An 11,974-nucleotide genomic window follows, 5' to 3' on the forward strand; every position below is an offset into this window, starting at 1 on the left:
CACGTGAAACACCGCCCTCCGTCGTCTGTCTTACTTGTCCTTCAGGCAGAGGAGGAAGCTCTTGCTGCCATTGGTCTCCGTGTACACGTACTGGAAGTCCTTGGACGCCGCCTCGCACTTGCTCTGAGCCGTGATACCGGAGAAGTTGCCCTCCACCTTGGCGAGCACCGTGTACTGCGCCTTCGAGGAGCCGCAGTCGACGACCTCGAGGTCCGGGTCGTTGTCGTCCGTGCTGCCGCGGCTCATGCAGTCGCCGACCGCGGCGGTATTGGCGTCGTCCCGGCTGGCGATGAAACCACCGATGGCCACACCGGCGACCACTACGGCGATGACGATGTTCTTGATCGTCTTGAAGCTGAGCTTGCGACGCGGCTGCTCCGGCGGAACGGGAGCACCCGGAGGGGGGAACCCAGGCTGACCGGCCTGCTGCGGGAAACCGCCCTGGGGCGGGTACGGAGCCTGGCCCTGGGGCTGGCCGTGGGGCTGCTGCTGGCCCTGCGCGAAAGGGTTGCCCTGGGGCGGCGGAGTGGTCACTGGGGGTCCCCCTAGAACGTGGATGCGTGACGCGAATGGTGCGTTGATAAGACGCACGTAAGCTATCGGCCACCACTGACAACTCTGTAGCTCAAAAGGCCTCTGTGGCATTGATGTGACACTTATTGGTGCTCAAAACGGGCCGTAACCACAGCTACTGCCCCGTAGATAACGGCGATTGTTATCACCAGCGGGACCGATCGGCCGTCAGGCGGCAGCATCAGGGCGGCCACGGCGGCGGCTCCGACGAAAGCCACGTTGAACAGGACGTCGTAGAGGGAGAAGATCCGGCCACGGAAGCCGTCGTCGACGGAGGACTGGACGATCGTGTCCGTGGCGATCTTCGCGCCCTGGGTGGTCAGGCCCAGGACGAACGCCCCTGCCAGCAGCGGACCCGAGGCGAAGGGCAGGCCGAGCGCGGGTTCCAGAACCGCTGCGGACCCGGAGCACACCATGATCCAGCGGCCGGGACCGAGTCGCCCCGCGGCCCAGGGCGTCATGACGGCCGCGACGAAGAAGCCGGCTCCGGAGACGCCCAACGCCAGCCCCAGCAGGGCGATTCCCTCGTCCGTGGTCGAGGTCAGGGCGTACCGGCACAGCATCAGCAGCATCACGAGCATGGCGCCGTAGCAGAACCGCATCAGTGACATCGCCGTGAGCGCCCAGGCGGCCTCCCTGCGCGGCGGCGCGGCGAGGTGGCGCAAGCCTGCCAGCAGGTCGCGCGCCGTCCCGGTGAGCGCCGTGGTCAGCCGCGGATGCACCAAGGCGCGGTCCGGGCCCAGGAGTTCCTTCGCGATGCGCAGCGACGCCACGGCCGCGCACAGATACAGGGCCGCGCCCACGAGCACCACGGCCGCGTCGGAGTCGGCGATGACCAGACGGACGAGGAAGGCGAGGCCGCCGCCCGCCGTCGCGGCGAGTGTCCCGGCGGTCGGGGAGAGGGAGTTGGCGATGACCAGTCGTTCGGCGTCGACCACGCGCGGAAGCGCGGCGGACAGTCCGGCGAGGACGAAGCGGTTGACGGCGGTGACGCACAGGGCGGAGAGGAGGAGGAGCCAGTCGGGGACCCGGCCGAGGATGAGGACGGCGGTCACCGTGGCCATCAGGGCGCGCAGCAGGTTGCCGTACAGGAACACCTGGCGGCGGCGCCAACGGTCCAGCAGCACTCCGGCGAAGGGGCCGACCAGCGAGTACGGGAGGAGCAGGACCGCCATCGCGGAGGCGATCGCCGCGGCCGACGTCTGCTTCTCCGGCGAGAAGACCACATAGGCGGCGAGGGCGACCTGGAAGACGCCGTCGGCGCCCTGGGAGAGCAGCCGGACGGCGAGCAGACGTCTGAAGCCCTGGAAACGCAGCAGGACGCGCAGGTCACGGACGACGGCCATGGGGCTCAGCCTCACATACGGGGAGGGTCTCCGGGACGTGCGACCCCGGAGACCCTCCTCTGCCCACGGTGAGCGGGTCCTAGCGCTCGACCTCGCCCTGGATGAACTTCTCGACGTTCGCGCGGGCTTCGTCGTCGAAGTACTGCACCGGCGGGGACTTCATGAAGTACGAGGAGGCCGACAGGATCGGGCCACCGACCCCCCGGTCCTTGGCGATCTTCGCGGCGCGCAGGGCGTCGATGATGACACCGGCGGAGTTCGGGGAGTCCCAGACCTCGAGCTTGTACTCCAGGCTCAGCGGGACGTCACCGAAGGCGCGGCCCTCGAGGCGGACGTAGGCCCACTTGCGGTCGTCCAGCCAGGCGACGTAGTCGGACGGGCCGATGTGGACGTTCTTCTCGCCGAGCTCCCGGTCGGGGATCTGGGAGGTGACGGCCTGCGTCTTGGAGATCTTCTTGGACTCCAGGCGGTCGCGCTCGAGCATGTTCTTGAAGTCCATGTTGCCGCCGACGTTCAGCTGCATCGTGCGGTCCAGGATGACGCCGCGGTCCTCGAACAGCTTCGCCATGACGCGGTGCGTGATGGTGGCGCCGACCTGGGACTTGATGTCGTCACCGACGATCGGAACCCCGGCCTCGGTGAACTTGTCCGCCCACTCCTTGGTGCCGGCGATGAAGACCGGGAGGGCGTTGACGAAGGCGACCTTGGCGTCGATGGCGCACTGGGCGTAGAACTTCGCCGCGTCCTCGGAGCCGACGGGCAGGTAGCAGACCAGGACGTCGACCTGCTTGTCCTTGAGGACCTGGACGACGTCGACCGGCGCCTCGGCGGACTCCTCGATGGTCTCGCGGTAGTACTTGCCGAGACCGTCGAGGGTGTGGCCGCGCTGGACCGTCACACCGGTGCGGGGGACGTCGCAGATCTTGATGGTGTTGTTCTCGGAGGCGCCGATGGCGTCCGCGAGGTCGAGACCGACCTTCTTGGCGTCCACGTCGAAGGCGGCGACGAACTCGACGTCGCGGACGTGGTAGTCGCCGAACTGGACGTGCATCAGGCCCGGCACCTTGGACGCCGGGTCGGCGTCCTTGTAGTACTCGACTCCCTGCACCAGCGATGCGGCGCAGTTGCCCACGCCGACGATGGCTACGCGAACCGAACCCATTCCGGTTGCTCCCTGTGTGTACGAGTGAGGCCCTGAGTGGGGTCTCACGTGGCGGTGTCGTCGGGCGTATCCGGCCGGGGGTCGTCCCCGGGCCGGGGCAGGCCGCCCGTCGCTCCAGATGTGGTGTCCTGCTGAGCGGACCCCCCGGTGGCGGACCCCTTCAGGTCCCGCCCTGCCCGCTCGCTCTCGATGAGCTCGTTCAGCCAGCGCACTTCGCGCTCCACGGACTCCATCCCGTGGCGCTGGAGCTCGAGCGTGTAGTCGTCGAGGCGCTCCCTGGTGCGGGCCAGGGAAGCACGCATCTTCTCGAGGCGTTCCTCCAGCCGGCTGCGGCGGCCCTCGAGGACGCGCATGCGCACATCACGGGAGGTCTGCCCGAAGAAGGCGAACCGCGCGGCGAAGGTCTCGTCCTCGTACGCGTCCGGCCCCGTCTGGGAGAGCAGCTGCTCGAAGTGCTCCTTACCTTCCGCCGTCAACCGGTAGACGATCTTGGCGCGACGGCCCGTGAGCGGAGCGGCGGGGGCGTCCTCGGCGGTGTTCCCCGGTTCCTCGATCAACCAGCCGTTGGCGACCAGCGTCTTGAGGCAGGGATAGAGCGTCCCGTAGCTGAACGCACGGAACACACCCAGTGACGTATTGAGTCGTTTGCGCAGCTCATAGCCGTGCATCGGAGATTCGCGGAGCAGACCGAGTACGGCGAACTCGAGGATCCCGGAACGCCGGCTCATCGTCGCCTCCCCTCTGCCGCGGCCCTGCCGTGACGGGCCCGTGTCCGGCCCATCGCCGCCCTTATGTCGAGCTGATGTATCGACTCGATACATCACGACGATAGAACGGCCTCCCGGATGCGACAAGGGGAGGTGGGGTGAACGGGATCACATCATCGATTCACAAGGACCAAGTTGCCTGATTTGAGGTGAACTTCTGTGCTCGGAGGGTTTTGGCGATGCGTAGTCTGTGCGCCATGCAGACCACCGGGAACCGAGTGACGCCCGGGGACGTCCCTGTCCCCGGTGCAGTACGGGTGAATGCGGAAAGCGCCGCATCCGTACTTCGGGGGGACCGGAAACCAGCCGCCGTTGCCAGGCGCGCAAGGGTGCGCCTGCCCGAGGAGTAGTCGTTCGATGAGCGAGCACCGTCGCAAACCGCCGCAGCCGCAGGGAGGCGGACGTGCCGCGGCCCGACGCGGCCAGTCCGGCTCGTCCTCCGGCCGCCGCGCGGCACCGCGAGGCGCCACCGGGTCTCCGTCCGATTCCTATGGGTCGGGTGCCCGCGGCCCGGGGGATGAGGGCCGTACGTATGGAAGTCGCGCCGAGGCGCGACGCGCGGCACAGAGAGGCGGGAGCCGCCGGGCCGGTTCCACCGGGCCCGGACGTGGCAGAGGGCGCGCGGCGCCTCCCGGCAAGAAGCGGATGATCGACTATCCCCGCTACGACAAGGACGGCTGGCGCCGCTGGATGCCGTCCTGGAAACTCGTCTCCGGGCTCTGCATCGGCTTCTTCGGAAGTCTGGTGGCCGTTGCGGGAATCGGCTACGCCATGGTGGAGGTGCCCAACCTCGCCCTGACGGCCACGGCGCAGAACAACGTCTACTACTGGTCCGACGACTCGCCGATGGTCGCCACGGGCGGTGAGCGCAACCGCCAGATCATCGGTCTCGAGCAGATCCCCAAGGACATGCGGAACGCCGTCATCTCCCAGGAGAACAAGACGTTCTACAGCGACAGCGGCATCGATCCGAAGGGCATCGCCCGCGCCTTGTTCAACATGGCCCGCGGCGGCAACACGCAGGGTGGCTCCACGATCACCCAGCAGTACGTCAAGAACGCGATGCTGGACGACCAGTCGCAGACGATCTCCCGGAAGTTCAAGGAGATCTTCGTCTCGGTCAAGGTGGGCACCACCGAGCCCAAGGACAAGATCCTCGAGGGCTACCTGAACTCCGCGTACTACGGTCGCGGGGCCTACGGGATCCAGGCGGCCTCCCGCGCGTACTTCAACAAGGACGCCAAGGACCTGGACGCGGGCGAGTGCGCCCTCCTGGCGGCGGTGCTCAAGGGCGCCACCTACTACGACCCGGCCGGCGCGAGCTCCATCGACCGGGTCGAGGCCACTCCCGAGAAGAACCGGGCCCGTGCCCTGAGGCAGATGCAGGACACGCTGGACAAGATGGTCGAGTACGAGCACCTGAGTGCCGAGGAGCGGGCCAAGCACACCAAGCTGCCCAAGTGGCAGAACCCGCGGTCGAACACGGCGCTGAGCGGTCAGACCGGCTACCTCGTCGACCTGGCCAAGGCGTACATCATCAACAACAGCGAAGAGACCGGCATCACCGAGGCCGATCTGGCGAAGGGCGGCTACTCGATCTACACGACCTTCGACAAGGAGAAGGTCGAGGAACTCGAGAAATCGATCAAGAAGGTCTACAAGAAGAACATCAAGCCCGAGGAGCGACCGGACACGGACACCCACGTCCAGTTCGGTGGGGCATCGGTGGACCCCGCGACCGGCGCGATCAAGGCCATCTACGGCGGTGAGGACGCGACCAAGCACTTCACCAACAACGCCGACGAGACCGGTGCCCAGGTCGGTTCGACGTTCAAGCCGTTCGTGCTGGCGGCGGCCATGAAGTGGGGCGTCCGGGACCCGGACCTGGACCCGGTGCAGGCACAGGACGAGCGCACCCTCGTGTCCCCGAAGAGCCTCTACAACGGCAAGAACAGGCTCAAGATCCAGGAGTACAACGGGAACGTCTGGCAGAACGAGAAGGGCGAGCAGTGGGAACAGGTCAATGACGGCGACAAGACATACGGCTCGCCGCCCGACTACAAGATCGACCTGCGTGAGGCGATGCGCTTTTCGGTGAACTCCTCCTTCGTGCAGCTCGGCATGGACGTCGGCCTGGACAAGGTGAAGGAGGCGGCGGTCGACGCCGGTGTCCTGGAGAGCAGTCTCGCCGGTACCGACTACCCCTCGTTCTCCATCGGTACCTCCAACCCCAGCGCGATCCGCATGGCAGGCGCGTACGCCACGTTCGCGGCGAGCGGCAAGCAGCGCGAGCCGTTCTCGGTGAAGAAGGTGACGAGCAAGAACGGCACGGTCTTCACCCACAAGACGGTGACGGAGCAGGCGTTCACCGCGAAGGTCGCCGACAACATCACGGACGTCCTGAAGACCGTCGTCGAAGAGGGAACCGGTAGCAACGCCCAGCTCGACGGCCGCGAGGTGGCCGGAAAGACCGGTACGACCGACGGCAACAAGTCCGCCTGGTTCGTCGGGTACACCCCGCAGTTGTCCACCGCGATCAGCATGTTCCGGTACCCCGACGACGAGACCATCAAGGACCGCCAGTTCCTGAAGATGTTCGGAACGGGTGGCCAGAAGAAGATCCACGGTTCCTCGTTCCCGTCCGAAATCTGGGCGGACTACATGGGGAATGCGCTGAAGGGGCAGCCGGCGAAGAAGTTCCCGATCCCCGAGCCCATCGGGGTGATCATCAACGACGATCCGACGCCGACGCCCACCCCCACGCCCACCGAAACCGAGGAGGCGACCCCGTCGACGAGTCCGACGCCCACGGAGACCGAGACCACTCCGACTCCTACGGCCACCAACACGTGCAGGCCGTTCGACTTCAGGTGCAAGGACGACGACGACACGGGCGGCACCGGAACGGGCGGTGCCGACACCGGTGGCACGGACGGAGGAGTGACCGGGTCGCCGACGCCCACGGACTCGGATGAGCCCGGGGAGAACAGAGGCAACGGCAACAACAACGGTGGTGGTCTCTTCGGAGGTCCGGGCAGCTAGCCCGCCTATCGCCCGGTTTGGGTGTTTCACGTGAAACACGGGCCGCCGTACCCCTCGGGTACGGCGGCCCTCGGCGTATCCCCGGCCGCGTACGGCAGGATGTGCGACATGCCCAGTGGAGAATCGACGCAAGCGAGCGACCACGAGCCCCAGCCGGTACGGCCGACCCGGGAGGACCGGGTCGCCGCCGCCGGCAGTGAGCTGATCGGCGGTCCGCTCGGGCGGCGTGCCCTGACCGGGACGTCCTGGTGGTCCCCGGTCCGGGTCATCGCGCTCGTGGCGATCGGCATGTTCGCCCTCGGCCTGGTGCAGAAAGCGCCCTGCTACAACGGAGGCTGGTTCTTCGGGGCCGGCTCCCAGTACACGCATGCCTGCTACTCGGACATCCCCCACCTCTACCAGGGGCGCGGCTTCGCCGACGGACTGGTGCCGTACTTCGACAAGCTCCCCGGGGACATGCAGTACCTCGAGTACCCGGTGCTGACCGGCGTGTTCATGGAGGTCGCCGCCTGGCTCACGCCCGGCAGCGGCAGCCTCCAGGACCAGGCGCAGTGGTACTGGATGGCCAACGCCGGGATGCTCATGGCATGCGCGGCCGTCATCGCCGTCTGCGTGACCCGTACGCACGCCCGGCGGCCCTGGGACGCTCTGCTGGTCGCGCTGGCGCCCGCCTTCGCGTTGACCGCGACCATCAACTGGGACCTGCTGGCCGTCGCCCTGACGGCCGCGGCGATGCTGATGTGGTCGCGGGGGCGTTCCCTCGCCTTCGGCGTCCTCCTCGGGCTCGCCACGGCCGCCAAGCTCTATCCCGTGCTGCTGCTCGGGCCGTTGCTGGTGCTGTGCTGGCGCGCGGGCCGCTGGCGGGAGTACGGAAAGGCCCTGGGGGGCGCGGTCGTCGCCTGGGCCGTCGTCAACGTGCCCGTCATGCTCTTCGCCTTCGAGGGCTGGTCGAAGTTCTACACGTTCAGCCAGGAGCGGGGCGTCGACTTCGGGTCCTTCTGGCTGATCATGGCCCAGAACTCGAGCGATCCGCTCAGCACCGAGAACGTCAACACGTTCGCCACGCTCCTGATGCTGCTCTGCTGTGCGGGCGTCGCGGTGCTCGCGCTCACGGCCCCGCGCCGGCCGCGGTTCGCCCAGCTCGCCTTCCTGATCGTCGCGGCGTTCATCCTCACCAACAAGGTCTACTCGCCGCAGTACGTCCTGTGGCTGGTGCCGCTGGCGGCCCTCGCCCGGCCGAAGTGGCGGGACTTCCTCGTCTGGCAGGCCTGCGAGGTGGCGTACTTCCTGGGCATCTGGATGTACCTCGCGTACACGACCAGCGGGGACGCGCACAAGGGACTGCCCACCGACGGCTATCACTGGGCCATCGGCCTTCATCTGCTGGGGACGCTGTACCTGTGCGTCATGGTCGTGCGCGACATCCTGATGCCGGAGCGGGACCCGGTACGGCGGTCGGGTGAGGACGACCCGTCGGGCGGGGTGCTCGACGGAGCCGAGGACGTGTTCGTGCTCGGTCCCGCGGCCCACCCCATGCGGCACGCGGTCCACTTCGAGGGACCACGGGTCAAGTGGGGCACGACCGGAGCCACGGGCAGTTCGCTCTGAGCGAACGGGCCGGGGCACGCGACCACCGAGGCAGACGAAAGGCCGTACACGGGTCACCCGTGTACGGCCTTCTCACTGCCCGTGCGAGGGCGGGCCCCCGGCCGCCCCCGGTGCGCTCAGCGGTCGATCAGGCGGTCGAACTGCGTGGTGGTGTGCCGGAGATGGGCCACGAGTTCCTCGCCGACCTTCGGCTCCGGCGCATCCGTCGGCACGAACAGGATCGACACCTGCATGTGCGGCGGTTCGGCGAACCAGCGCTGCTTGCCGCCCCAGACGAACGGGGAGAGGTTCCGGTTCACGGTGGCGAGTCCGGCGCGGGCGACGCCCTTGGCGCGCGGCATGACGCCGTGCAGCGCCTTGGGGGCCTCCAGGCCCACCCCGTGCGACGTACCGCCCGCCACGACCACCAGGAAGCCGTCGGAGGCGGCCTTCTGCTGCCGGTAGCCGAACCGCTCCCCCTTGGCGACGCGTGTGACGTCCAGGACCGCACCGCGGTACTCGGTGGCCTCGTGGTCCCCCAGCCACAGCCGGGTGCCGATCCGGGCGCGGAAGCGGGTCTGCGGGAACTGCTGCTGCAGCCGGACGAGTTCGTCAGCCTTGAGGTGGCTCACGAACATCGTGTGCAGCGGCAGGCGGGCCGCCCGCAGGCGGTCCATCCAGCCGATGACCTCCTCGACGGCGTCCGAGCCGTCGGTGCGGTCCAGCGGGAGGTGGATGGCGAAGCCCTCCAGCCGGACGTTCTCTATGGCGGCGTGCAGCTGGGGCAGGTCCTGCTCGCTGATGCCGTGCCGCTTCATCGAGGACATCACCTCGATGACCACCCGGGCGCCGACCAGTCCGTACACGCCGTCGACCGACGACACCGAGCGGATGACCCGGTCGGGAAGCGGTACGGGCTCCTCGCCGCGCCGGTACGGCGTCAGCACCAGCAGGTCACCGCTGAACCAGTCCTTGATCCGGGCGGCCTCGTACGTCGTGCCGACGGCGAGGACGTCCGAGCCCAGCCGTGTGGCCTCCTCGGCCAGCCGCTCGTGGCCGAAGCCGTAGCCGTTGCCCTTGCAGACCGGGACGAGTCCCGGGAACTGCTCCTGCACGTGCTTGTGATGCGCCCGCCAGCGCGCGGTGTCGACGTAGAGCGTGAGCGCCATGGCCGGACCTGGAACCTTTCTCGTGGCTGCGGTGTATCAGAGGTGTGGAAGCTGTTGAAGCCGTCGGAGCGACGAAGCAGAGGTCAGCGGCGCGACATGTAGATGTCGAGCGCCTTGTGGAGCAGTTTGTTCAGCGGGAAGTCCCACTCGCCGAGGTATTCGGCGGCCTGGCCGCCCGTGCCGACCTTGAACTGGATCAGACCGAAGAGGTGGTCGGTCTCGTCCAGGGAGTCCGAGATGCCGCGCAGGTCGTAGACGGTGGCGCCGAGCGCGTAGGCGTCGCGCAGCATCCGCCACTGCATCGCGTTCGAGGGCCGGACCTCACGGCCGATGTTGTCGGAGGCTCCGTAGGAGTACCAGACGTGCCCGCCGACGATCAGCATCGTCGCCGCGGACAGGTTCACGCCGTTGTGCCGGGCGAAGTACAGCCGCATGCGGTTGGGGTCCTCGGTGTTGAGGGCCGTCCACATGCGCTGGAAGTACGACAGCGGGCGGGGCCGGAAGTGGTCGCGCACGGCGGTGATCTCGTACAGCCGCTGCCATTCGGCCAGGTCCTCGTAGCCGCCCTGGACGACCTCGACGCCGGCCTTCTCGGCCTTCTTGATGTTGCGGCGCCACAACTGGTTGAAGTTCTTGTGGACCTCTTCCAGGGAGCGGTTCGCCAGCGGCACCTGGTAGACGTAGCGGGGCTGGACGTCGCCGAAGCCGGCGCCGCCGTCCTCACCCTGCTGCCAGCCCATGCGGCGCAGCTTGTCGGAGACCTCGAAGGCGCGGGGCTCGATGAAGTCGGCCTCCAGGTCACGCAGACGCTTCACGTCCGGGTCCTGGATGCCCTTCTTGATGGTCGAGGCCTCCCAGCGCCGGATGATCACCGGCGGACCCATCTTCACCGAGAACGCGCCCTGCTGCTTCAGGTGCGCGAGCATCGGCTCGATCCACTCCTGGAGGTTCGGCGCGAACCAGTTGATGACCGGGCCCTCGGGCAGATAGGCGAGGTAGCGCTTGATCTTGGGCAGCTGCCGGTAGAGGACGAGCCCGGCGCCGACCATCTCACCGGTCCGGTCGTCGAACCAGCCGAGGTTCTCCGAGCGCCATTCCGCCTTGACGTCCGCCCAGGCCGGAACCTGCATGTGACTCGCCGACGGCAGGCTCTGGATGTACGCCAGATGCTGCTCTCGACTGATGGTCCTCAGGGTCAGGCTCATTCGGGGCGCTCCTCGGGCTGGTGTGTCCCCATGGGGTCAGGGGCTCCGGCTCTCGCGCGAAGCCTACTGCGCCCGGGGAGCGCCCTGGATGGGCGCACAGGGCCTTCGCCCCGGCCTGTTGCCGGGGCGAGGTGTTCGACGGTGTTCGGAAGGGGTGTCCGACGTCAGTCGACGAGCCCGCCGAAGAGGCCACCGTGCGCCATGCCCAGGAAGAACCCGACCGCCGCGGCACCGAGGCCCAGGATGAGACCGAAGCGCTCACGCGTCGTCACCGAGATCCACTGGCCGTACGCGCCGGTGAGGATTCCCACCAGACCGGTCCAGGAGCTGAGCAGGTGCAGATGGTGGAACATCGCCGTGATGAAGGACGTGATCCCCAGCACCAGGGTCACCGCGAGCAGGGCGCCCTGGAGTGGATGGGACTTGCCGTCCGTGGCGAAAAGGCCGCCGGCGGTGTTGGGTCGCATTGCCTGTGCCATAGGGCACCTCCTGCGAAAGGCGGCGCATCGTAGCGCCATACACACCCGATGCGTACAGATTGACGGGCACCCCGGCCGGATTTCAACCGGAAGCCGCAGTGTGGGTACCCTGTACCGTCCGCACCGATGTCCGTCCGGACAACGCCGGCCGAGAAGCGGGGCAGGACCACGGTCCGTCCCGGCCGGCCCGGAAGGCCGCCGACCGACCCCGATTGTCAGTGGCGGCTGTTGTACTGACAGACATCGTTGCGCAACGCATCACGACCCTCCTGCCACGGAACGACCGTGGCCGCTGAGTCCAAAGGAGGTGGGTTCCACATGCGTCACTACGAGGTGATGGTCATCCTCGACCCCGATCTCGAGGAGCGTGCTGTCTCCCCGCTGATCGAGAACTTCCTTTCCGTCGTCCGTGACGGTGGCGGAAAGGTCGAGAAGGTCGACACCTGGGGCCGTCGTCGTCTCTCGTACGAGATCAAGAAGAAGCCCGAGGGCATCTACTCGGTCATCGACCTGCAGGCCGAGCCTGCGGTCGTCAAGGAGCTCGACCGCCAGATGAACCTGAACGAGTCGGTCCTCCGGACCAAGGTCCTCCGCCCCGAGATCCACTGAGCCTCCCGCTCAGTCGGTCCCGGGACTCGAGTAGC

Annotated in this window: 10 protein-coding genes; 3 read left to right on the forward strand and 7 right to left on the reverse strand. The window is 67.7% G+C overall.

Going from position 1 to position 11,974, the window contains the following annotated elements; all coding sequences use genetic code 11:
- Positions 1-30: 30 nt before the first annotated feature.
- From B7L92_RS04545 to B7L92_RS04560, 4 genes are all read right to left on the reverse strand, one after another.
- Positions 31-534: an LppU/SCO3897 family protein gene (locus B7L92_RS04545; RefSeq protein ID WP_081236191.1), complete on the reverse strand. Its 504-nt coding sequence runs from the start codon at positions 532-534 to the stop codon at positions 31-33.
- Positions 535-656: 122 nt separating this feature from the next.
- Positions 657-1,919 (reverse strand): MFS transporter, encoded by a 1,263-nt coding sequence (locus tag B7L92_RS04550; protein WP_081236192.1) that lies wholly within the window; start codon positions 1,917-1,919, stop codon positions 657-659.
- Between the two features lie 79 nt (positions 1,920-1,998).
- Positions 1,999-3,081: an inositol-3-phosphate synthase gene (locus B7L92_RS04555; RefSeq protein ID WP_004985963.1), complete on the reverse strand. Its 1,083-nt coding sequence runs from the start codon at positions 3,079-3,081 to the stop codon at positions 1,999-2,001.
- 44 nt (positions 3,082-3,125) lie between these two features.
- Complete coding sequence (locus tag B7L92_RS04560; RefSeq protein WP_004985967.1) at positions 3,126-3,809, reverse strand: PadR family transcriptional regulator; 684 nt, start codon at positions 3,807-3,809, stop codon at positions 3,126-3,128.
- Positions 3,810-4,205: 396 nt separating this feature from the next.
- Between B7L92_RS04560 and B7L92_RS04565 the strand changes: the two genes are divergently transcribed.
- Both B7L92_RS04565 and B7L92_RS04570 read left to right on the forward strand, forming a co-directional pair.
- Positions 4,206-6,890: a transglycosylase domain-containing protein gene (locus B7L92_RS04565; protein ID WP_255310753.1), complete on the forward strand. Its 2,685-nt coding sequence runs from the start codon at positions 4,206-4,208 to the stop codon at positions 6,888-6,890.
- A 99-nt stretch (positions 6,891-6,989) separates the two neighbouring features.
- Positions 6,990-8,498: a glycosyltransferase family 87 protein gene (locus B7L92_RS04570; RefSeq protein ID WP_081236194.1), complete on the forward strand. Its 1,509-nt coding sequence runs from the start codon at positions 6,990-6,992 to the stop codon at positions 8,496-8,498.
- Between the two features lie 116 nt (positions 8,499-8,614).
- On the opposite strand, the gene B7L92_RS04575 is transcribed toward B7L92_RS04570, so the two are convergent.
- The 3 genes from B7L92_RS04575 to B7L92_RS04585 form a co-directional block, all read right to left on the reverse strand.
- Positions 8,615-9,646: an alanine racemase gene (locus tag B7L92_RS04575; RefSeq protein WP_081236195.1), complete on the reverse strand. Its 1,032-nt coding sequence runs from the start codon at positions 9,644-9,646 to the stop codon at positions 8,615-8,617.
- Positions 9,647-9,729: 83 nt separating this feature from the next.
- Positions 9,730-10,851, reverse strand: coding sequence for a peptidoglycan bridge formation glycyltransferase FemX (gene femX / locus B7L92_RS04580; protein WP_004985976.1), 1,122 nt, complete (start codon positions 10,849-10,851; stop codon positions 9,730-9,732).
- A 164-nt stretch (positions 10,852-11,015) separates the two neighbouring features.
- A complete protein-coding gene (locus B7L92_RS04585; protein WP_081236196.1) occupies positions 11,016-11,330 on the reverse strand; it encodes a hypothetical protein in 315 nt (104 codons plus the stop codon).
- 318 nt (positions 11,331-11,648) lie between these two features.
- Between B7L92_RS04585 and rpsF the strand changes: the two genes are divergently transcribed.
- A complete protein-coding gene (gene rpsF, locus B7L92_RS04590; protein ID WP_081236197.1) occupies positions 11,649-11,939 on the forward strand; it encodes a 30S ribosomal protein S6 in 291 nt (96 codons plus the stop codon).
- Positions 11,940-11,974 lie beyond the last annotated feature (35 nt).

Origin of the sequence: Streptomyces viridosporus, from assembly GCF_002078235.1 — a bacterium.
In the GTDB taxonomy this organism is placed as follows: Bacteria; Actinomycetota; Actinomycetes; order Streptomycetales; family Streptomycetaceae; genus Streptomyces; species Streptomyces viridosporus.